This window comes from Hymenobacter sp. YIM 151500-1 (assembly GCF_025979885.1).
Taxonomy (GTDB): Bacteria; Bacteroidota; Bacteroidia; order Cytophagales; family Hymenobacteraceae; genus Hymenobacter.
Genome location: NZ_CP110139.1, coordinates 3,058,599 through 3,082,441, shown reverse-complemented (window position 1 = coordinate 3,082,441; position 23,843 = coordinate 3,058,599). Strand labels below are relative to the sequence as shown.

At 61.8% G+C, this 23,843-nt stretch carries 20 protein-coding genes; 12 read left to right on the top strand and 8 right to left on the bottom strand.

Annotation, left to right across the window (positions count from 1 at the left end):
- Positions 1-242: 242 nt before the first annotated feature.
- The 4 genes from pafA (at position 243) to OIS53_RS12930 (ending at position 4,468) form a co-directional block, all read left to right on the top strand.
- On the top strand, positions 243-1,949 hold the full coding sequence (gene pafA, locus OIS53_RS12945; RefSeq protein ID WP_264678991.1) for an alkaline phosphatase PafA: 1,707 nt from the start codon (positions 243-245) through the stop codon (positions 1,947-1,949).
- A gap of 155 nt (positions 1,950-2,104) precedes the next feature.
- Positions 2,105-2,686: an inorganic diphosphatase gene (locus tag OIS53_RS12940; RefSeq protein ID WP_264678990.1), complete on the top strand. Its 582-nt coding sequence runs from the start codon at positions 2,105-2,107 to the stop codon at positions 2,684-2,686.
- A gap of 135 nt (positions 2,687-2,821) precedes the next feature.
- Complete coding sequence (locus OIS53_RS12935; RefSeq protein WP_264678989.1) at positions 2,822-3,505, top strand: DUF6766 family protein; 684 nt, start codon at positions 2,822-2,824, stop codon at positions 3,503-3,505.
- A gap of 60 nt (positions 3,506-3,565) precedes the next feature.
- Entirely contained in the window at positions 3,566-4,468 is a 903-nt protein-coding gene (locus OIS53_RS12930; protein WP_264678988.1) for a UbiA prenyltransferase family protein, read from the top strand.
- A gap of 425 nt (positions 4,469-4,893) precedes the next feature.
- On the opposite strand, the gene OIS53_RS12925 is transcribed toward OIS53_RS12930, so the two are convergent.
- On the bottom strand, positions 4,894-6,420 hold the full coding sequence (locus tag OIS53_RS12925; RefSeq protein ID WP_264678987.1) for an NAD(P)H-hydrate dehydratase: 1,527 nt from the start codon (positions 6,418-6,420) through the stop codon (positions 4,894-4,896).
- A gap of 30 nt (positions 6,421-6,450) precedes the next feature.
- On the opposite strand from OIS53_RS12925, the gene OIS53_RS12920 reads away from it, so the two are divergent.
- The 3 genes from OIS53_RS12920 to sdaAA all read left to right on the top strand — a co-directional run bounded on the left by OIS53_RS12920 (position 6,451) and on the right by sdaAA (position 9,093).
- Complete coding sequence (locus tag OIS53_RS12920) at positions 6,451-7,251, top strand: M949_RS01915 family surface polysaccharide biosynthesis protein (RefSeq protein WP_413775161.1); 801 nt, start codon at positions 6,451-6,453, stop codon at positions 7,249-7,251.
- A gap of 208 nt (positions 7,252-7,459) precedes the next feature.
- Positions 7,460-7,918: a peptide-methionine (R)-S-oxide reductase MsrB gene (gene msrB / locus OIS53_RS12915; RefSeq protein ID WP_264678985.1), complete on the top strand. Its 459-nt coding sequence runs from the start codon at positions 7,460-7,462 to the stop codon at positions 7,916-7,918.
- A gap of 272 nt (positions 7,919-8,190) precedes the next feature.
- Entirely contained in the window at positions 8,191-9,093 is a 903-nt protein-coding gene (sdaAA, locus tag OIS53_RS12910) for an L-serine ammonia-lyase, iron-sulfur-dependent, subunit alpha (RefSeq protein WP_264678984.1), read from the top strand.
- A 7-nt stretch (positions 9,094-9,100) separates the two neighbouring features.
- Here sdaAA and OIS53_RS12905 read toward each other — a convergent pair whose 3' ends face one another.
- The 7 genes from OIS53_RS12905 to ispF form a co-directional block, all read right to left on the bottom strand.
- A complete protein-coding gene (locus OIS53_RS12905) occupies positions 9,101-10,153 on the bottom strand; it encodes a hypothetical protein (protein ID WP_264678983.1) in 1,053 nt (350 codons plus the stop codon).
- Between the two features lie 63 nt (positions 10,154-10,216).
- Positions 10,217-11,056 carry a HipA domain-containing protein gene (locus OIS53_RS12900; protein WP_264682357.1) on the bottom strand — a complete coding sequence of 280 codons (840 nt, stop codon included), beginning with the start codon at positions 11,054-11,056 and terminating at the stop codon, positions 10,217-10,219.
- 253 nt (positions 11,057-11,309) lie between these two features.
- Positions 11,310-11,579: a HipA N-terminal domain-containing protein gene (locus OIS53_RS12895; RefSeq protein WP_264678982.1), complete on the bottom strand. Its 270-nt coding sequence runs from the start codon at positions 11,577-11,579 to the stop codon at positions 11,310-11,312.
- Positions 11,576-11,782: a helix-turn-helix domain-containing protein gene (locus OIS53_RS12890; RefSeq protein ID WP_264678981.1), complete on the bottom strand. Its 207-nt coding sequence runs from the start codon at positions 11,780-11,782 to the stop codon at positions 11,576-11,578. Before OIS53_RS12890 ends, OIS53_RS12895 begins: the two co-directional genes overlap by 4 nt.
- A gap of 84 nt (positions 11,783-11,866) precedes the next feature.
- The gene (locus OIS53_RS12885) at positions 11,867-13,264 is read right to left on the bottom strand and encodes a LutB/LldF family L-lactate oxidation iron-sulfur protein (protein ID WP_264678980.1); all 1,398 of its coding nucleotides are present in this window, start codon (positions 13,262-13,264) and stop codon (positions 11,867-11,869) included.
- Between the two features lie 295 nt (positions 13,265-13,559).
- A complete protein-coding gene (locus OIS53_RS12880) occupies positions 13,560-15,260 on the bottom strand; it encodes a M28 family peptidase (protein WP_264678979.1) in 1,701 nt (566 codons plus the stop codon).
- A gap of 202 nt (positions 15,261-15,462) precedes the next feature.
- On the bottom strand, positions 15,463-15,942 hold the full coding sequence (gene ispF / locus OIS53_RS12875) for a 2-C-methyl-D-erythritol 2,4-cyclodiphosphate synthase (protein WP_264678978.1): 480 nt from the start codon (positions 15,940-15,942) through the stop codon (positions 15,463-15,465).
- A gap of 239 nt (positions 15,943-16,181) precedes the next feature.
- On the opposite strand from ispF, the gene OIS53_RS12870 reads away from it, so the two are divergent.
- The 5 genes from OIS53_RS12870 (at position 16,182) to OIS53_RS12850 (ending at position 23,737) form a co-directional block, all read left to right on the top strand.
- Positions 16,182-16,796 (top strand): TetR/AcrR family transcriptional regulator, encoded by a 615-nt coding sequence (locus OIS53_RS12870; RefSeq protein WP_264678977.1) that lies wholly within the window; start codon positions 16,182-16,184, stop codon positions 16,794-16,796.
- 28 nt (positions 16,797-16,824) lie between these two features.
- Positions 16,825-18,492 (top strand): TolC family protein, encoded by a 1,668-nt coding sequence (locus OIS53_RS12865; protein WP_264678976.1) that lies wholly within the window; start codon positions 16,825-16,827, stop codon positions 18,490-18,492.
- A gap of 66 nt (positions 18,493-18,558) precedes the next feature.
- A complete protein-coding gene (locus tag OIS53_RS12860) occupies positions 18,559-19,701 on the top strand; it encodes an efflux RND transporter periplasmic adaptor subunit (protein WP_264678975.1) in 1,143 nt (380 codons plus the stop codon).
- A gap of 209 nt (positions 19,702-19,910) precedes the next feature.
- Positions 19,911-23,354, top strand: coding sequence for an efflux RND transporter permease subunit (locus OIS53_RS12855; protein ID WP_264678974.1), 3,444 nt, complete (start codon positions 19,911-19,913; stop codon positions 23,352-23,354).
- 122 nt (positions 23,355-23,476) lie between these two features.
- Positions 23,477-23,737, top strand: a complete 261-nt coding sequence (locus tag OIS53_RS12850) for an acyl carrier protein (protein ID WP_264678973.1) — start codon at positions 23,477-23,479, stop codon at positions 23,735-23,737.
- Positions 23,738-23,843: the final 106 nt, after the last annotated feature.

Here is a 23,843-nt window from a genome sequence, read left to right as displayed (position 1 = left end):
CTGTACGGCCACCCCGGATTTAGGCTGCGGAGGAGCTGGGCATCCGGCGGGCGCGACTTTTCGCGTTTCAGCGTTGAACGGCTCCGTTCGGATGGTTTGGGTGAGGAGACGCACTTCTCAGCACCGTTGCCGCAACGCATGTCGCGTGACCAGGATATACAACATCAGCAACGACGAGACGCAAGATGTTGCGTCTCTACAGCCCCTATCTTTGCAGCCGTTCTTTTCTCTGGCTTACCTTCTTGAAAACACGCCTTTCTCTTCTTCTGGCTGCTGCTACGCTGGCGCTGCCGGCCGCGGCCCAAAAAGCGGCCAAACCCCTTAACCGGCCTAAGCTGGTGGTGGGCATCGTGGTGGACCAGATGCGCTACGACTATCTGTACCGCTACTGGAACAAGTACGGGCCGGGAGGCTTCCGGCGGCTGCTGGGCGAGGGATTCAGCTACGAAAACGCCCACTACAACTACGTGCCCACCTACACCGGGCCGGGCCACGCCAGCATCTACACCGGCACTACACCCTCGGTGCACGGCATCATCGGCAACAACTGGCTGGTGCGCGAAGCCGGCAAGGGCACCTACGTGACGGAAGACAACACCGTGCAGGCCGTGGGCGGTACGGCGGCGGCCGGGCAACAGTCGCCGCGCCACATGCTCACCTCCACCATCACCGACGAGCTGCGCCTGGCCACCAACTTCCAGAGCAAGGTGATTGGGGTGTGCATCAAAGACCGGGGCTCCATCCTGCCGGCCGGCCACTCCGCCAACGCCGCCTACTGGTACGACGGCGCCAACGGAGCCTTTATCAGCAGCACGTTTTACATGGCGGCCCTGCCGGAGTGGGCCCGGAAGTTCAACGCCGAAAACCGCGCCGCCCGCTACCTCGACAAGCCCTGGGAAACGCTGCTGCCCATCAGCCAGTACACCGAAAGCACCGCCGACGACGCGCCGTGGGAGGCCACGTTCAAGGGCGAGGCCAAGCCCGTATTCCCGCACGACTTGCCCGCGCTGAGCGGCGGCCTGCCCACGGCGGCCCGGCAAAACCTGGAAGCCACCGGCGAAAAAGCCCCGGCCCGCAACCTCGACCTCATCCGGTCCACGCCCTTCGGCAACTCCCTGACCCTGGACTTCGCCCTGGAAGCCCTGCGCGCCGAGCAGCTGGGCCAGCGCGGCACCACCGACTTCCTGGCCCTGAGCTTTAGCAGCACCGACTACGTGGGGCACCAGTTTGGGGTGAATGCCATTGAAACCGAAGACACCTACCTGCGCCTCGACCGGGACCTGGAGCGGCTGTTTACGTATCTCGACAAGACCCTAGGCCGCCGGCAGGTGCTGGTGTTTCTGAGCGCCGACCACGGCGCGGCTCACTCGCCCGACTTCCTGCGCAGCCAGCGCATCCCGGCCGGTTCCGTCGGCCCGCGCCTCCTGCGCGACTCTCTGCAGCAAGCCCTGGTGCGCCGCCACGGCCCCGGCCCGTGGGTGCTCAGCTACGAAAACCAGCAGGTCTACCTCAACCGCCCCCTGCTGCAACAGAAGAAGCTGGACCTGCGCACCTTCCAGGACGAAGTGGCCGACATCATGCTGAATTACGCCGGCGTGACGCGCGCCATCACGGCCGACGACCTGCAAAAGTCGCACTGGGAAAGCGGGATGCTGATGTACCTGGAAAACGGCTACTTTCCCAAGCGCAGCGGCGACGTGCTCATCGTGCTGGAGCCCGGCTGGCTGGAGTCGTACCAGTACCCCGTCAACAAAGGCACCACCCACGGCTCGGCCGGCAACTACGACACCCACGTGCCGGTGGTGTTCTGGGGCTGGGGCGTGAAGGCCGGCAAGTCGTCGGCTCCGGCCAAGATTACCGATATTGCGCCCACGTTGGCGCGGTGGCTGCACATTCAGGAGCCCGACGGCTGCACCGGGCAGCCCCTGGCCGAAGTTCTCGGGTGGTAAGAAAGCGGCCAGCCGTAAGCTACAAGCGGCAAGCTCCTCTGCACGCGAAGTCAGTAACCGGCAGCCATGAAGCGACAATTCTCGTTTAACACGTTTTTCATTTCTTACACTTTTAAGCTTGTAGCTCGCAGCTTATAGCTTGAAGCTTTTACAACATGGCTCATTTTAATCCCTGGCACGACGTAGAGCGCGGCGACGACGCCCCCAAAGTTGTGAACGGCATCATTGAAATTCCCAAAGGCTCGAAGGGCAAGTATGAGCTGGACAAAGCCAGCGGCCTGCTCAAGCTGGACCGCGTGCTGTTTTCGGCCGTGCACTACCCGGCTGCCTACGGCTTCATTCCGCAGACCTACTGCGACGACAAAGACCCCCTGGACATTCTGGTGCTGTGCTCGGTCGACATCGTGCCCATGTGCCTGGTGGAGGCCAAGGTGATTGGAGTGATGCAGATGATAGACGGCGACGAGGAAGACGACAAAATCATTGCCGTAGCCGCCCACGACGTATCCGTCAACCACTACAACGACCTCGACGACCTGCCCCCGCACACCCTGCTGGAAATGCAGCGCTTCTTCGAAGACTACAAAGCCCTGGAACACAAGCACGTGACCGTGGAACGCTTCATGGGCCGCGACGATGCCTACCGCATCATCGAAGAGAGCATCCGCCTATATGAGGAAACCTTCCCCAAAGGCAACCCTCTGGACGAGGTGGACGTGAAAGAGGCCCTGAGCTAAGCAGGTATGCTGTAGCGCCAACTGCACAGGTTGCGCTACACCGCTGCCGCAGCCCCTTCCGAGCAACCGGGAGGGGCTTTTTGCTGTACACAAGCAAGCTGAACACTTTTGGGGCTGATTACCGTAGAGGCATCTATGCCCAAACAACCGCCCTCCTCTCCCTTGCTGCGCTTCCTGTACGAAAACAGCCTGTTGCTCGTCGGTTTTGCGCTGGTGCTGGCCACCATGGTGGGGCAGACGCTCACCGGCTGGCACGACTACAACGGCGAATTAGAGCAGATGCAGCTGGCTCCGCTCACCCTGGGGCAGTACCTGGGCTCCGGGCACTTTCTGGAGGCAACCTTTGAGAACTGGGAAAGCGAGTTTTTGCAGATGGGCGTGTACGTGGTACTTACCATCTGGCTGCGGCAGCGCGGCTCTTCCGAGTCGAAAAAGCTGTACGAAGACGAGGAAATAGACCAGGAGCCCGACCCCACCAAGCCCGATGCCCCCGGCCCGGTGAAGCGCGGCGGCTGGCAGCTGGCCCTGTACCGCCGCTCCCTGAGCCTGGCGTTTTTCCTGCTGTTTTTTGGCTCGGTGTGGCTGCACGCCAGGGGTGGGGCCGAGGTGTACAATATTGAGCAGCAGCACCAAGGCAAGCCCACCGTAACGCTGCTGGAGTACATGGGCACGAGCCGGTTCTGGTTTGAGTCGTTTCAGAACTGGCAAAGCGAGTTTCTGTCCATTGTAGCCATTGTGGGGCTGTCCATCTTTCTGCGCCAGCACGGCTCTCCCCAGTCCAAGCCCGTAGACGCCAGCCACGACGAAACCGGCGACTAGCGCCTGCCGGGGCGTACTTTTGCGTAGCGGGCTCGGTAGTAGTGGCCCAGGGTTGTTGCTATGCCGTCGTCTGCGCCATTCTCCGTTTCTTCGTCGGCCGCTGGCGCTGGGCTGGCCGGGGCCGCGCGCCGCTCCCTGGACGCCGTGCTGTACAGCAGCACCTGGCTGGCCCTGGCGGCACTGGGCCTCACCTGGGCCACGTTTCTGCACTGGCGGGTGCATATTCCACCGCGGCTCGGCGGCCTGGTGTTTGCCGCCACCCTGTTTTTGTACAACCTCGACAGCGTGCTGCCCTACAAGCACCAGCAGGCGGTGGGACTGTCGGGGCGGAAGCGCTGGATACGGGCGCACCGGCGCGAACTACTAGCGCTGGCGCTGGTGGCGCTGGGCGTGGCCGGCACGTTGTTCTGGCTGGACGACTGGCCCCGGCTGCTGGGCTTCTCGACCCATCTGCTCCTGATTTCGGGGCTGTATTCGTGGCCGCTGGTGCGGGTGCGGGGCCGCTGGCGGGCCTTGCGCGACTTGCCCTTGCTCAAGGTATTTCTGCTTGCCTACGTGTGGGCGGCCGTCACCGTCTGGCTGCCGGCCCTCTACCTGGGCCGCCCGCTGGGGGCGCCGGTGGTGCTGGCCCTGTTTGCGCGGCGCTTCCTGTTCGTCCTGGCCCTGGCTTTGGTGTTCGACATCCGCGACTATACCAAGGACCGCCTGACCGGCACCCGCACATTTCCGGGCGTTTTCGGAGTGCAAGCCACAAAGCTACTGGCGCTGGGGGCGCTACTGGCCGCCGCAGCCATTGCCCCTCCCGGCCTGCCCGCGCCAACCCAGGCGGCACTGCTGGTGCCACTGGCCGCGGCGGCCGTTGTTATCTGGCTGGCCGAGGAGTCGCGCCCCGACTATTACTTCGCCTTGCTGGCCGATGGGGTACTGCTGCTGCAAGTTGTGGTGGTGTGGCTGCTACGGTAGGGACGCGTTGCCCGCGCCCAAGCACACGAGCCGACTGGCGTACCGGGGCAGGCAACGCCCTCTGTACTGCGTGGGTCAGACCAAAGAAGGCCGCCATCATTCCCCGTTTCTGCTGAAACTGATAGGTAAAGCGTTTCATTGAGAGGGAATTTCGGTTGTTCATCATGCTCAACCGGTAGTTGATACTGTTTAGCTTGTCGGCGGCTTGCACGCCGGCGGATTGTCCCTGACCTTTGAGCCATCGAATCAACCAACTCGCCTTCCTTTCCCTCTCCCGCACTGCAATTCACCTCTATTCTTAGTGCAGCCAATCGTTACGGCTAGCTGATTGCCAGTACAAGTTGTTATTACAGTTAAAAAGCCCGGATACCAGTCCGGGCTTTTCTGCTGTAGCCGTAGCTGCTTGGGCTGGGTGGCAAACTTGTTTAGCTGGCTGGTCCTGCTATTTCCCGCAGGGCCGGGCCGATGAACTGCGCAATGTCACCGGCAATGAGGCCGGCTTCGCCGGTTTCGGCGGCGGCTAGGTCGCCGGCGCGGCCGTGGGCGTATACCCCCAGCAGGGCCGCATTCAGGGGGGAGAGGCGCTGGTCGCAGCGCAGGGCCAGCAGCAGGCCGGTGAGCACGTCGCCGCTGCCGCCGGTGGCCATGCCGGGGTTGCCGGTGCTGTTGAAGTATACCGGGCCGTCGGGGGTGCCCAGGGCGGTGTAGGCGCCTTTGAGCACACAGTAGCAGCGGTGTTGGCGGCAGAAGCTGCGCAGCTGCTCCAAGCGGTGGTAGTCGTTGCGGGCGGCTTCGCCGGTGAGGCGCTCAAACTCTTTGGGGTGGGGAGTAAGCAGGGCGTCGGGGGGCAGCAGGGCCAGCAGGTCGCGGTGGCGGGAGAGCAGGTTAAGGGCGTCGGCGTCGAGCACCAGAGGCAGCCGGGCCGCTGCGGCCTGGTGCAGCAGCCGGCGCAGCACCTCGGCCGTGGCGTCTTCCTGGCCCAGCCCCGGCCCTATGCCCACGGCCGCGTACGGAGCCAGCTCCGGCAGCTCGGTTAGGAAATTGGGGGCCGGGTCGGTAAGCGTCATGGCTTCGGGCACGGCGGTTTGCAGGATGGAGTAGCCCACGGCCGGCGCGTGTACGGTGAGCAGGCCCACGCCCCCACGCAGGCAAGCCCGCGCCGCCAGCAGGGCCGCCCCAATCTTGCCGCGGCTGCCCGCCAGCAGGAGGGCATGCCCAAACGTGCCCTTGTGTGAAAACCGGCCCCGCCGCGGCAGCCGGCCCGCCACGAATTCAGCGTCCACAAAGTAGTTATCCACCGGAGTGCTGTGGATAAAGTCGGTGTCCAGACCAATGGGCAACACGGTCCAGTCGCCCACAAAAGGCGCATTGCGGGGCAGCAAGTAGGCCAGCTTGGGCAGCTGAAAACCCACGGTGGTGCGGGCCCGCACTACGGCGCTGTCAGCGGGCTGAGGAGCGTCGGCGAAAAGGCCGGAGGGCAGGTCGATGGCGACGATGGCCGCGCCGGACTGGTTGAGGTGCTCGACCACCTGCGCGGCCAAGCCTTCCAGCGGCCGGCTCAGGCCCGTGCCGAACAGGGCATCAATAACCCACGCCTCGGGCGGAATAGTTGGCAGCTGATTTGCTTCCAGCTCGGCCACGGCCAGCTCGGCGGGCAGGCGCTGGCGGTGCAGCTCGAAGTCGGCGGAGCGGTGGGCGGCGGGCAGCAGCCACACCTGCGGGGCGTAGCCGGCCAGGTGGAGCTGGCGGGCCATTACCAGCCCGTCGCCGCCGTTGTTGCCGGGCCCGCAGAAGATGTGCAGGGGCAAGTCGTAGCTAGGCGCCACGGTGTCGAGCAGCCAGTTGGTGCAGGCCGTGGCGGCCCGCTCCATGAGCTGCCCCGGACCAAGGCGCTGCTGCTCGATGGTGGCCTGGTCGAGGGCGCGAGTTTGGGCGGCGGAAAGGAGTTTCATGAGTATACTTGGCAAATTCTCTGCTAGATAATGGTACTAAGAAAAAGCTGGGTACTGGGGCTGCTGATGGCCTTAGCCGCGTGCAGCGAAGGCTCAAAACATCCTCAGGAAGCGGCAGCCCCTAGCGTAGCACGTGGGCCTGCTGCTCCGGCGCCAGCAAATTCAGACTCCATTCCTATACGGCGACTGAAAGCTATTCAACTGCCGACCACCAGCCGGCCACCGGGTACACTGCTAGAAACCAGGCAATGGACCGATGCAAACGGCGACAATTTGCTGGTACTGACCCGGCGGGGGCCACTGCTGGAGAAAGCAACGAAGTATACCGAGCCAGAGCACTACGTGGAGTTGTTTGCTCGCCAGTATGTGCGACGCGCCGGGCGCTGGCAAGAGCTGTGGCGTTTGCAGGATGCCGTGCATAACTGCCCGTTCGACATGTGGCTTGGTCCGCTGCCCGGCGCTACCTCCGTCACGGACCTTGACCACGACGGGCAGACCGAAACCACGCTGGTGTACAAGCTCACCTGCCGCAGCGACGTAAGCCCTTCCCAGCTCAAGCTTATCATGCGCGAAGGTCCGGCAAAGTATGCTTTGCGCGGCTACACCGTCGTGCAGGTCGATTCGGTGCCGATAAGCCAGCGCGCACCCGCCAATCCGTGTTGCCTCGACACGCTTGGTAAGCGCCAGCTTGAGGCCCCCGAAGGCTATCTGCTGACAGCAGGCCGCTACGAAACGGAAAAGGAGTTTCGGGCTGCGCCGCCCGCCTTTCTCCGCTTCGCCCGGCAGCAGTGGCGCAAGTGGTCAGTCCGCGACACATTCGAGCAGTTATAAACTCTTGTTTCTTAACTCCAGCCCCTGCCTACCAAGGAGGGGTTGGGGTCTGGCAAGCACGAACCTGTACACTGGAATAGGGAACCACTCTAGCTTTGCTGACCTACGGTTTACGGTTCACGCTACCCCATCACGCCGTTCCGCAAACTTCCTGCCCACCGGCCGCGTTTCACAGGAACTCAGCATTACACTCACTCTTGCCCAGCTTATGCAAACCTGGAACGACGTTATCCGGCTGGCCAACCACGGCAGCCCGGCCCCCGATACCCGCGTAGAAAAAACCGACGCCGAGTGGCGCCAGCAGCTCACGCCCGAGCAGTACTACATCACCCGCCAGCACGGCACCGAGCGGGCCTTTACCGGCGAATACTGCGAAGCCCACGAGGCCGGCCTGTACGCCTGCGTGTGCTGCGGCACCCCGCTCTACGACTCGCGCACCAAGTTTGAGTCGGGCACGGGCTGGCCGAGCTTCACGCAGCCGGTCAAGGACAATGCCCTGCGTTACAAGAAGGACACCAGCTACGGCATGACCCGCGTGGAAGTGCTCTGCAACACCTGCGACGCCCACCAGGGCCACGTTTTCCCCGACGGCCCCCCGCCCAGCGGCCTGCGCCTGTGCATCAACTCGGCCGCCATCAAGCTGGTGAGCGAAAAGCAGGAGGCGTAGGCTGCAGCACAAGCTGGGTAGTGCGCGTATCGGTGGGCCGTTAGAACAATATTTCTCAACGGCTCAGCCGATGCGCGAACTACCCAGCTTGCGCTGCAGCCTACATGCCCCATGTGTAGCTGCGGCTGCGCGTGGGGCACTGATGTAGTCGGTGGTTTTTGCCGAACTTTCGGGGCGGAACACGGCCGGTTTTCGCACCTCCGCTGCGCTATGCGCGTTATTGCAGCAGTCTTTTTTCGTTGCCCGTCCCACCTTCCCACCCACCCCGCACCATGTCATTACTCTTTACCGATTTCGCTTCCTGGCAGGCGCACTGCGCGGCCACGGGTGAGCCGCTGTTTCAGCCCGTGCTGGCGTACGAAGTAGAGCAGAAGGGCCGCACCGAAGAGGAAATCTGGACCGGCTTGCAGCGGGCTTACGACGTGATGCGCGACGCCGTGCACACCGGCCTGACCCAGAATATGACGTCCCGCTCGGGCATGGTCAACAACGGCGCCAAAAAGATTGCCGCCTCACCGGTTACGGTTCTGTCGCCGGAGTTCAAGCAGCTGGTTACGCGGGCTTTGGGGGCCAAGGAGGTGAATTCGTGCATGGGCCGGGTGGTGGCGGCGCCCACAGCCGGGGCTTCGGGCATCTTGCCGGGCGTGCTGGTTACGCTCCAGGACCTGCACCGGCTCCCGGACCGCGCCATTCTGGAGGGGTTACTGGTGGCGGCGGGTATTGCCCTCATCATCGAGCAAAATGCCTCCCTGGCTGGGGCTGTGGGCGGCTGCCAGGCCGAAACCGGCTCAGCCGCCGCCATGGGCGCCGGGGCCATTGTGTATTGCCTGGGCGGCTCGGTGGAGCAGACGTTTGCCGCCGTAGCCATTACCATACAGTGTATGCTGGGACTGGTCTGCGACCCGGTGGCGGGGCTGGTAGAAGTGCCCTGCGTGGTGCGCAACGCCTCGGCCGCCGCCATTGCCTTCAGCTCGGCCCAGATTGCCATTGCCGGCGTCGACCCCGTTATTCCCGTGGACCAGTGCGTGGCGGCCCTGGGCGAAGTGGGCCAGAGCATGGAAACCCGCTACAAGGAAACCGCCCTGGGCGGCCTGGCCAACACCCCCCGCGGCCGTGAAATCGAGAAGATGGTGCTAGTGCAGGACGTGCAAATACTGCCCGATGAAGGGGTATAAAGTTGCTTTACCGGACGGCCTTCAACTCAGGCGCAACGGTGAGACGAGCCAGGAAGTCTAGGGCTTCGCGGTAGCGGCTGCGCAGGGTGTGGTACTGCTGCCAGGCTTCGTCGCGGTTGGGGCGCAGCTGAAAGCCATTGGCTTGCAGCTCCTCACATACGTGGTCGAAGTCGGCGCGTTCCGGGTCTTCGATGGGGTCGTTGTCTTCGATGAGGGAAGTCGGCCCGGTGCGGCCCCGCTCGTCAAAGAAACGATACACCCGATTCAGGGCAATGCAGCCCGCTTTAAAGGTCAGCTCGGCCTGGCGGCTGCGCGGGCCTTCTGCTACGCTAAACATCAAGGCGGCCGTGTCCAGTATGAGGCCGGCGGCCGTTACCCAGGAGCGCCCCGGCTGCGGCGACCGGAAAAACGAGATAATGGGCAACGACGTGTGGCTTTCCTCGATTTCCATAAACCACTCTTCCCACCGCTCCCACTGCTCATCGTCGTCCAGCAGGGAGCCGCTGCGGTTCAGCCACGTGAGCAAGGTGCAGGCCGAGGTGGGAGCCCCGGCGCGCAGCTCCAGGCGGGCCACCACCAGCTCACGCCTTGAAAAAGCCTGGTAGATGGTGGGCAGGTAGGAAATCAGCAGGGTCATGAGCAACAGGCCCATGGTAGCCTCGGCGAAGGTGAACACCGTGACGACGGCGCCGCGCGTTTTGTGCGTGCCCAGCGTGAGCAGGGAGGAGCCGCTAAGCTGAAAGCAGTCCAGCCAATCCCGCTCGCCCAGGCCCCAGTAAATTAGCGTGAAGCCTGCCGTAACTACGGTCAGCCAAATGATGGGCAGCGTCACCAGGGCCACGGGGGCATAGTGCGCCTCTATCTTGTCGCGGCGGCTATAGGTGCGCGACAAGCCCGCCGCCAGGTCAAAGAAAAACCGGATGCCCTGAAACACCCACGCATTGAGCAGGACGCTTTCGTTGCGGGGCAGCACAAACGAGCGAATTGCAGCCGACAGCGTAACAATAACCAAAAAAACACCGGCCAAAAAGGCCACCACCTGAAGAGCAATTTCCTCCATACAAACCCGCAACAACGGCAGCACCACTGCCGCGGGCTTTGTACTCCGTTGCGCGGCCTGGGGTTAGGCACCCAGCGAATAACGCAGCCGCTGCCGGCGCCCAGCCAGCACGGCGGCGTAGGCAGTTTTCAAGTCTTCGGGCAGAAAAGACCGGTCAATCAGCGCCTGCACCTGGCTTTCGTGACCTACAATGTCGGCCAGCAGCTTCCGCACGCGGGACAAGGGCAGGCCCAGCCGGCGGCCCAACTCCAGGAAGTCGTCGTGGGTGTAATAGCCCAAAGCTGTGAAGGCCGGCGGGTCGGTGGCAGGGTCAGCAAAGAGAGGTACCGCCGTATCCGATTCGTACGGAAAATGCAGCTCGGTATTGAGCAGGTCGTAGGCGGGCGTCAGATGATATGCTTTATTCGGAGGAGTACGATGCAGGGAGAAATTCTTGAGATGAGCATCGCCATTCCCAACCAGATAATTGAACAGCAGCAGGCGAAAGAAGGCGGTTAGCTCAGGTAAGTACGTGGAAGGCAGCGCCCGGCGAATCAGCAGCCCCATTTCTTCGTAGCTGTAATCATATTTATAGTTGGCGCCGTGTTGCTGGCTGGTACGTCCGCCTAGCTGAGCAAAGTCTTCCTGCAGTAAACGGCTCTTAGCGGTCAGCACATCGAAGCGGCGGGTGAGGTAGGCAGGCTGCCCCGTAGCAAAGCGCGGCACCGCGCATGCAGCAGTGGGCAGCCGAAATACCTGCCGGGCCAGTTGCATAGTCAGGTGCTCGTTGGCCGGTACTGCTTCCGGAGATACCACAATGACGGGAAGGGGCTTTAGGATAAATTGCCCTCCCGCTTGGGTGAGTTCCAGAGTTGACGAGCTCGAGGCCATCTTAACGGAAAACTTTTCCTGCACCCCCGACATAGACATCTGGCGTGTCAGTTCGCGGTAGCGTAAGGCTTCTTCCGGTGTTGCCTGCTGCGGCGGGGCAAACGGCAGCGTAGCGGCCATATTCCGTCCATCAAAAAGCTCGTGCTGGCACTGGGTGCAGAAGTCAGATTGCTGTTTGGTCAGGTGGCGGTAGCAACCGGCACAGTAGGCCGGCTTTTTGGGGGAACTCGTAGAGCTGGGATTTCCCGGACGGTTACCGCTCCGATGGTTTCCGAGTGCGCTGTTTTCAGAAGGCGCAACATTTCATCCTCCTCATCAATGCCCAGCTCACGACACTGAATCTGCTTGGCTGCGCCTTCCGCCAGCAGCCCGGAAAAAAGCTGAATAAAACCGGCGACACAAAAACGCCCTCCTGCTTCGGCAGTGTCAGGCTAATAGCGGGCAGGTCGCTAGCCAAGTAGTCAGGCGAGTAGCGAAATGAAAACTGGTTGGCGCTACGGCGCAGAACACCCGCAACCTTTCCGTTGTAAAGCACCTCGGCGGCTAAGGGTTTCATGATTTCGGTTTGATGAGTAATTCCAGGCCGACAGCCTCTAATACCTGGCTTAGTTGCTTCACGCCAGGATTGGCATTACCCGCCTCTAACTTTGTAATAAAACTGTGAGATACCTGAGCCAGCTCCGCCAGTTCGGCCTGAGAAAGCCTCAACACGTGGCGCTGCTTCGCAACCATTGCAGCTATAGTTTTTTGAATAACCAAATAGGTAAAATTTTACTAATTTTTACTTTTTTTAAGTCGAAAATTGACTTGTTTAAATAAAAGTAGTAAAACTTTACTTACTATCTACTTTCGCTCCTTCCATAGTTGCCGGAAGGTTTTTGGGGCCACCTGTACGGCTTCGCGGCGCTTGCTCCAGCCAGTTTGGCCCAGCAGGCGACTGAGCACCCAGTTTTTGGCGGCCACGGGGGCCAGGTCCCACACCCAGCGGTGCTTCATGCCGTGCAGCCACAAGGCCACGGCCCGGCGCTCCTCTTTGTCGGTAAAGCCTTCCTGCACGCTCTGCTGGCGGTTTTTGAGCAGGATGTTGTGGATGTTGATCTTCACCGGGCACACCGACGAGCAGGCCCCGCACAGGCTGCTGGCGTAGCTCAGGTGTTTGTTTTCGGCCAGGCCCGAGAGGTGGGGCGTGATGACCGAGCCGATGGGGCCCGAGTAAGTGGCCTCGTAGGTGTGGCCGCCGATGTTCTTGTATACCGGGCACACGTTGAGGCAGGCGCCGCAGCGGATGCAGTGCAGGGCCTCGCGCTTGTCGGGCTGGGCCAGCAGGTTGGTGCGGCCATTGTCGAGCAGGATGACCACCATTTCCTCGGGGCCGTCTTTCTCCAGCGGTTGGCGCGGACCAGTGTACAGGGTGTTGTACACCGTCACCTGCTGGCCGGTGCCGCTGGTGCTGAGCAGGGGCCAGAACAAGTCCAGGTCCCGGAGGCGCGGAATCACCTTCTCGATGCCCACAATGGCAATGTGGGTTTTGGGAAACGTGGCCGAGAGGCGGGCATTGCCTTCGTTTTCCGTCACGCACACGGCCCCGGTGTCGGCCACCAGGAAGTTGCCCCCGGTGATGCCCACTTCGGCGGCGGTGTACTTGTGGCGCAGCAGGTGGCGGGCCGTCAGCACGAGTTGCTGGGCGTCGTCGGTGTACTCGATGCCGAGGTGCTTGGCGAAGATGTCGGCAATATCGAGGCGGCTCAGGTGCATGGCCGGCGTCACGATGTGGTAGGGCCGCTCCCCGTTCAGCTGCACGATAAACTCGCCCAAATCCGTTTCCACCGACTCAATGCCCTGCTCCTGGAGGTAGTGGTTGAGGTGGATTTCCTCGGTGGTCATGCTCTTGGCCTTCACCACGGTGCGGGCGTGGCGGCGGGCCATGATCTTGCCCACCTCAAACAAGGCCTCCTCCGCATTCTGGGCCCACACCACCTTGCCACCCCGCGCCGTGAAGTTCTGCTCGAACTGCAACAGGTACTGGTCGAGGTGATTGATAACCTGGGCCTTTAGGTACGAGGCCCGCGCCCGCGCCAGCTCATGGTCATGGTAGAAGCCCAGGCCGGTTTGCACGGCGGTGTTGTACTTGCCAATGTTGAACCGAATCTTGCGGCGGTGCTCCAGGTCAAAGGCCTTCCGGTCGGCGTCCGAAAGAAACTGGGCAGCTTTGGAAGGGGTAGGGGCAGCAGGCGTATTCATAGCGGCACACGGAGCAACAGGTTCACAGCAAAGATAAAACCCGCCGCACCATCACAGGTTCGGCGGGTTTTGCTGGAGGTGATGAGGTGATGAGGTGATGAGGTGACAAGTGACAAGTGACAAGTGACAAGTGACAGGTAGAACGGTCATGCTGAGCGGAGGCGCAGCCGCAGTCGAAGCATCTCTCCCGCTGGCTAATCATTTAGCATTGCAACGAAGCGGTAGAGATGCTTCGACAAGCTCAGCATGATTGTTCTTTCTCACCTCTCACCTCTCACTGTCTCAGGTCTATAAACTACTTCTTATTCGAGTCCACTACCGGGCGGTTGTCGCGGTTGGCCAACTCCCAGGCGGTGTGGAACACGAGGCGGGCGCGCTTCTCCATCTTCGGAAACTCGATTTTATCGACTTCATCCTTGGGGCCATGGTAGTCGTCGTGTACGCCGTTGAAGAAGAAGGCCACCGGAATGCCGTGCTTGGCGAAGTTGTAGTGGTCGGAGCGGTAGTAGAAGCGGTTCGGGTCCTCGGGGTCGTTGTAGCGGAAGTCGAGGTCCATCTTGGTGTACTTCTCGTTTTGGGCCAGCAGAGCAGCGTGCAGCTCCGAGCTGAGCTTGTCGGAGCCGATAACGTACACGTAGTCGCCCTTGCTTTCGTGGTCCTTGTCGGTGCGGCCTACCATGTCGATGTTCAGGTCGGCCACGGTGCTTTGCAGCGGAAAGATGGGGTGGTCGGTGTAGTACTCGGAGCCCAGCAGGCCCTTTTCCTCACCCGTTACGGCCAGAAACAGCAGGCTGCGCCGCGGGGCGCGGCCTTCGGCCTTGGCTTTGGTAAAGGCCTGGGCCAGCTCCAGCACCGTTACTGTGCCCGAGCCGTCGTCGTCGGCGCCGTTGTGCACCTCGCCGCCAATCACGCCGATGTGGTCGTAGTGCGCCGACAGCACCAGCACTTCGTCTTTCTTATCGGTGCCTTCCAAGTAGCCCAGCACGTTTTCGGTGGTGAAATCCTCGGTTTTCTTCGGGGCCGAAATCTGCACCTTGGCCGGCTTGAAGGGGCTGGCGGCGGGCTTGGTAGTGGCAGCCGTCAGGTATTTGGTCACGGCCGGAGCGGTGGTACCCAGCATCTTGTAGCCCACAGCCGGCGACACGAAGAACGACGTGACGCGGGTGGCACCCTCAGCCGCGTCCTTGAACGCAATGCTGGGGCGGCTGATGATGGGCCCCATGCGGGCGGCCAGCTTGGCGAAGTTGCTGGTAGGGCTGAAATCCACGAAAAATACCGAGCGGGCCCCCTTCTGGGTGGCCACCGCCGCCTTGGCCCGGAAGTCCATGCCCCACTTGCTGGGCTGGCCGTCTTTGCCCAGCAGCGGCAGACTTTTGTCGTTCAGGGGCTCCCCCAGCAATACAATCAGGTCCTTGCCTTTCACGTCGCCCAGGGCGGCGTAGTCGGAGTAGCCGTCCTGCTCGATGCCGAAGCCGGCAAACACGGGTTGCAGGGCCGTTTCCTGCTGGAAGCCTTTGCTGCCGGAAGCATAGAAATCGGTCAGCCACTTGAAGGTCTGGCCGCCCACTTTCAGCGTGGCGCCGTCGGCCCAAGTGCTGCGCACCATAGTGAAGCGCTGCAAGTAGGGGTTGTCGGAGCCCTGCACCGGGCCCGTCAGGCCGAGCTGCTTGAACTGACCCGCCAGGTAGTCGGCGGCCATTTTCTGGCCTTTCTCGCCGGTTTCGCGGCCTTCGTACTCATCGGAGGCCAGTACGGTAAGATGCTGGCGCAAGTCGGCCTGGGTAATGGTTTCGGCGTAAGTCAGGCTGGCGTCGGTGGCAGCGGCCGGGGCCGCAGCGGCGGGTGCCGGAGCGGCGGTTTCGGGGGTAGCGGCTGCGGCTTCGGTTTTGGCCTTGCGCTTCACCTTGACTTTGGTTTTCTCGGGAGCCTGCTGGGCCACGGCTGCCGTCGTCAGGCCAGCAGTCAGCAGCAAGGCCAGAAAGGAAAGTTTGTTCATGTAGTCGGGAGAAGAAAATGGAGGTGGGTGGAGAAAGACGAAAATACTCAGGAAGGATGCATGGAAGGGGTCTTAGGGACTTGGGGGCTTAGGGGCTTAGATGATGTTTCGACATACAACGACGCGTTGCAGAACACTGACTAAGGCCCCGAACTCCAAGCTGCAAAGACTCAAAAATCTAAGCCCCTAAGATCCCAAGACCCTAAGCCCCTACTATCAACACCGCCGCATATGCCGCTACGCCTTCGCGGCGGCCGACGAAGCCGAGCTTTTCGGTGGTGGTGGCTTTGATGCTGATGTCGTTGGGCTCGATGCGCATTACCTGGGCCAGGGTCCGCTGCATGTCGGGGATGTGGGGGTTGACCTTAGGCGCCTCGAGGCAGATGGTAGAGTCGATGTTGGAGATGGTGTACTGGTGCTCGTGCAGCAGGCGCACCACCTCGGCCAGCAGGCGCTTGGAATCGATGCCTTTGTACTGCGGGTCGGTGTCGGGGAAGTGGTAGCCAATGTCGCGCAAGTTGGCCGCGCCCAGCAGGGCGTCGCAGATGACGTGGATGAGCACGTCGGCGTCGGAGTGGCCGAGGGCGCCGTGGGTGTGCGGAATCTGGATGCCGCCCAGCCAGAAGGGCAGGCCCTCTTGCAACTGGTGCACGTCGTAGCCGAAGCCGGTACGGATTTTCATTGGAAGCAAAATAAGGAAGTGAGGGCACGAAGGTACGCATGCGGCGCGGCCGGGGCACGGAGCTTCGCGGTACACTGCCCGCGGCGCCACCAAGAAAATATAGTTGCTGGGTAAAGTATTTCGGGCCCGAAATCGTCGGGCACAGTACCTGGCGGTGCCAGACTCAGCGGGCCTTAGAAAAAATAAATTGGAAACTATGAACTCGTTAAAAGTTTCCGGCGTATCTTTGGCCCGCTGTTATGGAAATAAAACACCGAATTCTACAATCGGCTGAGGCGCTGTTCATGCGCAACGGCATCAAGAGCGTGTCGATGGATGATATAGCCCAGCACCTGGCTATGTCGAAAAAGACCTTGTATAAATGGTTTGAGAACAAAGACCAGATTGTGCTGGCTGTGGCCGAGCATCATCTGCAAATGGAAGAGGCCGAATGCTGCCGCATGTTTGAGCAGGCCGAAAACGCCCTGGACGAGCTATTTCAGATGATGACCTGGGCCAAGCGTCAGTTTCAGGATGTGCACCCCGGTATTTTCTACGACCTGAAAAAGTACTACCCGGCCGCCTGGGCGGTGTGGGAGAAGCATAAGAACTTTTTCATCCTGGAGAAAATCAGCGACAACCTGCGCCGGGGCATGGCCGAGGGCCTGTACCGCGCCGACCTCAACGTGGAGGTGCTCAGCCGCCTGCACCTGGCCGAAATCGAGCTGGCCTTCAACGCCGACCTGTTTCCGGCCCGGCAGTACAATCCCAACACCATCCACTTCATCTTCCTGGAGCACTTCCTGCTGGGCGTGGCCACGCTCAAAGGGCACAAGCTCATCAACCAGTACCGTCACGTGACGGAAGAAGAATAAGCCGCTTTCGCACCCAGATTCCTTTCGTATGAAGAAGAACATCCGCGTGTTGCTGCTGGCCGCCGGGCCCGCCCTGCTGGCTCCGGCCGGGGCCGCGCTGGCCCAGCAAACCCCGGCTCCGGCCCCGCCCGCTACGGCCGCCACCGGCACGCCCATAGCCCTGAGCCTCCAGCAAGCCATCGACTACGCCGTGCAGAATAAACCGTCGCTGCTGGCAACGCGCCTGGGTGAGCAAACTGCCCGCGCCCGTATCAACGAGGTAAAGTCGGCGGGCCTGCCGCAGGTAAGCGTAGGCGCCAACGTGGTCGACAACTTCAAGCTCCAGCAGGCGCTGGTGAGCTTCCCGTTGTCGCAAACGGTGCTAACCTCTGGTGATATAACAGCGGCCGGCCGCGGCGAAGAAGCCGTGCTATCGAGCCGGCAGGTAGAGCTGCCACCCCAGCCCTTCGCCTTCGGGCTACAGTGGCAGGGCAATGCCTCGGCTTCGGTGTCGCAGCTGCTCTTTGACGGCTCCTACTTTATTGGCCTGCGGGCTGCGCGGGTGTACGCCGACTTGGCCCGCAAGCAAACCCAGCAAGCCGAAATCGACGTGGTAGAGCAGGTGAGCAAGGCCTACTACAGCACCTTGGTAGCCTGGGAGCGGCTGCACCTGCTGGCCCGCAACGTGCAGCGCCTCGACACCATTCTCTACCAGACCAACCAGACGTTTAAGGCTGGCTTTGTGGAGAAGCTGGACGTGCAGCGCCTGCAAGTGCAGCGCAACAACTTGGTGGTGGAGCAGCAGAAAGCCCAGCGCCTGACGGACCTGAGCGTGGCGCTGCTGAAGTTTCAGATGGGCCTGCCCCAGGACCAGCCCGTGCTGCTGACCGACTCCCTGCGCGGGGCCCTGGTTGATGCCGGCGCCCTGCGCCAGCGCCTCGGCGTGGCCGACTTTCAGCGCGGCGGTTCCAACGCCAGCGGCGCCCTGCCGGCCCAGCCCGCCACCACTCCCGGCCAGGAAAACACCGCCGACCAGGCGCGTCAGGACCGGCAAACGGCTCTTAGCGGCGGCCTGACCCCGGCCGCAGCGGCTACCTTCAACTACGCCAACCGCGTCGAGTTCAGCACCCTGGAAACCCAGCAGGCCCTGGCCGGCCTCGACCTGCGCAACCGTCGCTCGGCGGCGTATCCGCGCCTGCTGTTCACGGGAGCCTATGGCTTCAACGGCGGGGCCCGCTCGGCGCCTTCCCTGTTTGAGTTTCGCGGGCCGGATTCCCGCTCGGCCAATGGCTTCCCCAACCAGAACTGGTTTGGCTTCGGCAACATCGGCCTGAGCCTGCAAATACCGGTGTTCGACGGGTTCCGGCGGCGCTACCAGGTGCAGCAGGCCACCATTGCTCAGCAAACCATCGAGAAGGGCTTTGAAACCCTGCGCCAGAGCATCGACCTGCAAGACGCTCAGAGCCGCACCACCCTTATCAATGCCCTGGACGTGCTGGATAATCAGCGCGAGAACCTGACGCTAGCGGAGGAAGTGGCCCGCGTGTCGCGCATCAAGTTCAAGGAAGGCGTGGGCACCAACCTGGAAGTAGTATCGGCCGAAACCGAGCTGCGCGCCGCCCAGACCAACTACTACGCCGCCCTCTACGATGTGCTGGTGGCCAAGGTAGACCGTGACAAAGCCACCGGCGAGCTGTACCGCCAAGCCACCAAGTAAGCTGCAAGCTATAGGCTACAAGCGGCAAGCTCCTCCCCATTCCAACACCCCCGACTACCGTCCGATATGCATACTCTGAGAACCTCCTCCCGCACGTTTGCCTTGGGCCTACTGGCCGCTTGCAGCGTGCAGCTTGCCGCTTGCAGCTCTCCCAAAGACCCCCAGGCCGAGCTGGCGGAGCTGAAAAAAGAACAGGCCGCGGCCCAGGCTCGCATTGCTGAGCTGGAATCCAAAACCGGCGCCGGCCAGAAAACCGCCGTTCAGGCCACGCCCGTGGCCGTGCTCAACGTGCAGCCCGAGAGCTTCAAGAGCTACCTCGAAGTGCAGGGCCGCGTGGATTTCGACCAGAACGCCACCGTGGCGGCCCGCGCCGCCGGCACGCTCACCAGCCTGCGCGTGCAGCGCGGCGACCGGGTAGGCCGCGGCCAGGTGCTGGCCACCATCGACGCCAACATTCTGGACGCTGGCATTGCCGAGCTGCGCACCCGCATGGAGCTGGCCCGCACCGTGTACGAGCGGCAGGCCCGCCTCTGGAAGCAGGAAATCGGCACCGAAATCCAGTACCTGCAAGCCAAAAACAACTACGAGGCCCTGCAACGCAACCTGGCTACCCTGAACCGCCAGCGGGAGCTGTACAGTGTAGTGGCGCCCTTCGCGGGTACCGTGGATGAGGTGCTGCCCAAGCTGGGCGAGGCCGTAGCGCCCGGCGCGCCGGTAGCCCGCCTGGTAAGCGGCAGCGGCGGCAAAATCGTGGCCGACGTGTCGGAGGCCTACGCCGGCCGCATCAAGCCCGGCGACCGGGCCCTGGTGAGCATCCCGGACCTGGGCCGCGAAGACCTACCGGCCACCGTGCGGGCCGTGTCGAGCACCATCGACCCGGCCAGCCGCACCTTCGACGTGGAGTTGCGCCTGAGCGGCAGCCAGGCCGCCCGCTTGCAGCCTAACATGGTAGCCACCGTGCGCATCCAGAACTACAACCGCCCCAACGCTACCGTGCTGCCCGTGGACCTGGTGCAGAAAGATGAGCAGAACAGCTACGTGCTGGTAGTCAGCCAGAAAGGCAGCCAGAAAGTAGCCGCCAAGCGCGTCATCCAGACCGGCACCGTGTACAACGGCAAGGTAGAAGTAACCAACGGCCTTCAGCCCGGCGACCAGGTTATTTCATCCGGGTATCAGAATTTGAATGAGGGCCAGGTCGTTAGCTTGTAACGCCTCACCCCCTAGCCCCCTCTCCATAAGAGAGGGGGGACTAGTTCTAGCTCTAGTCTGCTAAAAAAGCCTGTCACTGCTTTCATCTATTAGCCAAGCCTTCAACTGCCGGAAATCCATCAGCTCTACAGCTAGAGCTAGAACTAGTCCCCCTCTCTTATGGAGAGGGGGCTAGGGGGTGAGGCGAACGAAGGCCAACCGCAGCCACCATGCAGGACGTTCAGAAGGAATTTAAACCCACCAGCTGGTCTATTGACAATAAGACCAGCATCTACATCCTCACGCTGATTATCAGCATTGCGGGGATATTCACCTACCTCAAGCTCCAGAAGGAGAATTTCCCCGACATCGTGGTACCGCGCATCATCGTGGCTACCATCTACCCAGGAATTTCGCCGGCCGATATGGAGAACCTCGTCACGCGCCAGATTGAAAAGGAACTCAAGAGCGTGAACGGGGTGAAAAACATTAAATCCACCTCCAACCAGGACTACTCCGTCATCGACGTGGAGTTCAACACCAACGTGGAGGTGCAGTACGCTAAGCAGCTGGTGAAGGACGCCGTAGACAAGGCCCGCAACGAGCTGCCCAGCGACCTGCCCACGCCGCCGAGCGTGCAGGAAGTGAGCTTCTCGGAGTTTCCCATCATGAACATCAACCTGTCGGGGAACCTGCCGCTCAACCAGCTTAAGCGCTACGCCGACGACTTCCAGGACAAGATTGAGGCCCTGCCCGAAATCAGCCGGGTGGATATTGTGGGTGCCCTGGAGCAGCAGGTGAACGTGGACGTGGACCTGTACAAGATGCAGGCTGCCCGCCTGGGCTTCAACGATGTGGCCCGCGCCATTCAGTCCGAAAACCTGACTATTTCGGGGGGCTCGGTGGAAGTGGGCGCCCAGAAGCGGGCCGTGCGCGTGGCTGGGCAGTACGCCAAAGCCGCCGACATTGCCGAAATCCAGGTGAAAAACCTGAACGGCGCCAGCATCCGCCTCGGCGACATTGCCACCGTTACCGACGCCTTCAAGGACCGGGAATCGTACGCCCGCCTCGACGGCAAGCCCGCCATTACCCTGAACGTGATTAAGCGCCAGGGCGAAAACCTGATTGACGCCTCCGACAAGATTCAGCAGATTGTGCAAGACAGCAAAACCCGCCTGCCCCAGGAGCTGAACATTACCATCACCGGCGACACCTCCAACGACACCCGCGTTACGCTGCACGACCTCATCAATACCATCGTCATCGGCTTCATTCTGGTGACCTTGATCTTGATGTTCTTCATGGGCACCACCAACGCCCTGTTCGTGGGCCTGTCGGTGCCGATTTCCATGTTCCTGGCCTTCCTGCTGATGCCCATCCTGGGCTTCACCCTGAACATGATTGTGCTCTTCAGCTTCCTGCTGGCCCTGGGTATTGTGGTCGACGACGCCATTGTGGTAATTGAAAACACCCACCGCATCCTGCACGACCACCCCGAGCTGAGCACGGCCCAGGCCGCCAAGTACGCGGCTGGGGAAGTGTTTGTGCCGGTGCTGGCCGGTACGCTCACCACGGTGGCGCCCTTCGTGCCGCTGGCTTTCTGGCCGGGCATCATCGGCAAGTTCATGTTCTTCCTGCCCATCACACTCATTGTCACGCTGATGTCGTCGCTGGTGGTGGCCTTCATCATCAACCCGGTGTTTGCCGTGAGCTTCATGGAGCGTGAGGAGCACAACTCGCCCGAAGAATTGCGCAAGCCGCGCTGGACGCCGGGCTTCCGCCGGGTGCTGTTCCTGCTGCTGGGCATTGCCGGCATCGGCTACCTGGCGGGCTCGATGTTCGTCGGCAACCTGTTCGTGTTCCTGGCCCTGTTTGCCTTCCTCGACCAGTTCGTGTTCTACCGGTGGATTGCCGGGTTCCAGACCAAGGTGCTGCCGCGTTTCCAGAACGCCTACGCCAGCCTGGTAAGCTGGGCCGTGCACGGTTCCAACTGGCGGCAGGTCGGCATTATGCTGGGCATGGTGGGCCTGCTCGTGTTCGGCTTTGTGGCCGTAGCCTTGCGCAGCCCCCAGGTGGAGTTTTTCCCGCAGGGCGACCCGAAATTCATCTATGTGTACCTGCGCATGCCCGTGGGCACCAAGGTGGCCATTACCGACTCCATCACGCGGGAGCTGGAGCAGCGCGTGTACAAGGTCATCGGCCGCAATAACCCCGACGTCGAATCCGTTATTGCCAACGTAGGCATCGGGGCCGACGACCCCCAGGATGCAGCCCGCACGGCCCAGTCGCACCTGGGCAAAGTGTCGGTGGCCTTCAAGGAGTTCAGCCAGCAAACCGGCCCGCCTACCAGTACCTACAAAGACAAGATTCGGGAGGTGGTGAAGGGAATTCCGGGTGCTGAAATAGCCGTAGACCAGGAGCAGAATGGCCCGCCCACCGGCAAGCCCATTGCCATTGAAATATCCGGCGACGACTACCCCACGCTGGCTAAGCTGTCGAAGAAAGTGGAGCGCTACGTGGATTCCCTGAACATTGCCGGCATCGAGGACCTGCGCACCGACTTGCAGGACCGCAACCCCGAAATTGCCGTGAACATTGACCGGGAGCGGGCCAACCGCGAAGGGCTGAGCACGGCTCAGATTGGCCTGGAAGTGCGCACGGCCATCTTCGGCTCCGAAGCCAGCAAGTTCAAAACCCCCGACGACGAGTACCCGATTCAGGTGCGCTACGCCCTGCCATACCGCGAAGACATCGACGCCATTCTGAACTCGCGCCTCACCTTCCGCGACGCCACCGGCCAGATGCGCCAGGTACCCATGTCGGCCGTGGCCGACATCGAGTACGGCAGCACCTTCGGCGGCATCAAGCGCCAGGACCTGAAAAAGGTCATTACGCTGTCCTCGAACGTGCTGGGCGGCTACACCGCCCCCGACGTGGTGGCTCAGATTGACCAGGCCCTGAAGTCGTTCCCGCTGCCGGCCGGCTACTCCATCAACATGGGCGGCGAAACCGAGGATCAGAAGGAAACCCAGGACTTCCTGGGCTTGGCCGGCCTGCTGGCCGTGGGCCTCATCTTCATGATTCTGGTAACGCAGTTCAACTCCGTAAGCAAAACCCTCATCATCCTCACCGAAATCATCTTCTCGGTAACGGGCGTGATGCTGGGCCTGGCCGCTACGGGCATGAAAATCAGCATCGTGATGACCGGTGTGGGCATTGTGGCGCTGGCCGGTATCGTGGTGAAGAACGGCATTCTGCTGGTCGAATTCACCGACATGCTGCGCAGCCAGGGCGTGCCCCTGCGTGAGGCCCTGGTGCAGGCCGGCCGCACCCGCCTCAACCCCGTGATTCTGACGGCTACGGCCGCCATCCTGGGGCTGATTCCGCTGGCCATTGGCCTGAACGTGGACTTCTACGAGCTGTTCAACTCCTTCGAGCCCCACTTCTTCATCGGCGGCGACTCGGTGGTGTTCTGGGGGCCGCTGGCCTGGACCATCATCTTCGGCCTGGCTTTTGCCACCCTCATCACGCTGGTGGTAGTGCCGGTTATGTACCTGATTAGTGAGCGGCTGAAAGCCCGCCTGGCCGGTCGCCCGGTCGATGGCGCGGCCAACGAAGCTGCCGACGAGGAAGAAATTGAGGCCGCCCGGCCGCCCATTCTCGTCAAAGCATAAAGTTTTTCGGGGGCGTGCAACCTTTTGCCTGCCCAGCCTACTCCCTCGCCTGCACAGGCGGGGGAGGACCAGGCCCCGCTCCTGCCTTTCCGTTGTTTTTTTACGTTTCCGTCGTTCCCTTTATGAATACCTCAACGACTTCCGCCCCCAAAGCCATTCAGCAGCAAGTGCTGCGCATTATCAGCCAGCGCAAAGCTATTAAGCCCCAGCGCTTGCGCATCGGCAGCAGCCTCAGCCACGAGCTGGGCTTTGATACCGTAGATGTCGTGGACATTATTCTGGAGCTGGAACGCAACTTCCACATCACCATCCCCGACGAAGTCCCCCTGGCCACCGTCGGCGACTTTGTCAACTACGTCGCCTCCCATGCCAAAGCAGCTTAGCGGTAGAAGTGAGAGGTCATACGTGAGAAGTGAGACTGGCGGGAGAGAGGAGCGCAGGCTTTATTGGATGCAGAATTAGAACAGTCACTTCTTCCGAAACCGTAGT

Coding starts and splice junctions, on each gene's coding strand:
- OIS53_RS12940 (WP_264678990.1), top strand. CDS start 2,105: ATGGCTCATTTTAATCCCTGGCACGACGTAGAGCGCGGCGACGACGCC.
- OIS53_RS12935 (WP_264678989.1), top strand. CDS start 2,822: ATGCCCAAACAACCGCCCTCCTCTCCCTTGCTGCGCTTCCTGTACGAA.
- OIS53_RS12930 (WP_264678988.1), top strand. CDS start 3,566: ATGCCGTCGTCTGCGCCATTCTCCGTTTCTTCGTCGGCCGCTGGCGCT.
- OIS53_RS12925 (WP_264678987.1), bottom strand. CDS start 6,420: ATGAAACTCCTTTCCGCCGCCCAAACTCGCGCCCTCGACCAGGCCACC.
- OIS53_RS12920 (WP_413775161.1), top strand. CDS start 6,451: ATGGTACTAAGAAAAAGCTGGGTACTGGGGCTGCTGATGGCCTTAGCC.
- msrB (WP_264678985.1), top strand. CDS start 7,460: ATGCAAACCTGGAACGACGTTATCCGGCTGGCCAACCACGGCAGCCCG.
- sdaAA (WP_264678984.1), top strand. CDS start 8,191: ATGTCATTACTCTTTACCGATTTCGCTTCCTGGCAGGCGCACTGCGCG.
- OIS53_RS12905 (WP_264678983.1), bottom strand. CDS start 10,153: ATGGAGGAAATTGCTCTTCAGGTGGTGGCCTTTTTGGCCGGTGTTTTT.
- OIS53_RS12900 (WP_264682357.1), bottom strand. CDS start 11,056: ATGTCGGGGGTGCAGGAAAAGTTTTCCGTTAAGATGGCCTCGAGCTCG.
- OIS53_RS12895 (WP_264678982.1), bottom strand. CDS start 11,579: ATGAAACCCTTAGCCGCCGAGGTGCTTTACAACGGAAAGGTTGCGGGT.
- OIS53_RS12885 (WP_264678980.1), bottom strand. CDS start 13,264: ATGAATACGCCTGCTGCCCCTACCCCTTCCAAAGCTGCCCAGTTTCTT.
- OIS53_RS12880 (WP_264678979.1), bottom strand. CDS start 15,260: ATGAACAAACTTTCCTTTCTGGCCTTGCTGCTGACTGCTGGCCTGACG.
- ispF (WP_264678978.1), bottom strand. CDS start 15,942: ATGAAAATCCGTACCGGCTTCGGCTACGACGTGCACCAGTTGCAAGAG.
- OIS53_RS12870 (WP_264678977.1), top strand. CDS start 16,182: ATGGAAATAAAACACCGAATTCTACAATCGGCTGAGGCGCTGTTCATG.
- OIS53_RS12865 (WP_264678976.1), top strand. CDS start 16,825: ATGAAGAAGAACATCCGCGTGTTGCTGCTGGCCGCCGGGCCCGCCCTG.
- OIS53_RS12860 (WP_264678975.1), top strand. CDS start 18,559: ATGCATACTCTGAGAACCTCCTCCCGCACGTTTGCCTTGGGCCTACTG.
- OIS53_RS12855 (WP_264678974.1), top strand. CDS start 19,911: ATGCAGGACGTTCAGAAGGAATTTAAACCCACCAGCTGGTCTATTGAC.
- OIS53_RS12850 (WP_264678973.1), top strand. CDS start 23,477: ATGAATACCTCAACGACTTCCGCCCCCAAAGCCATTCAGCAGCAAGTG.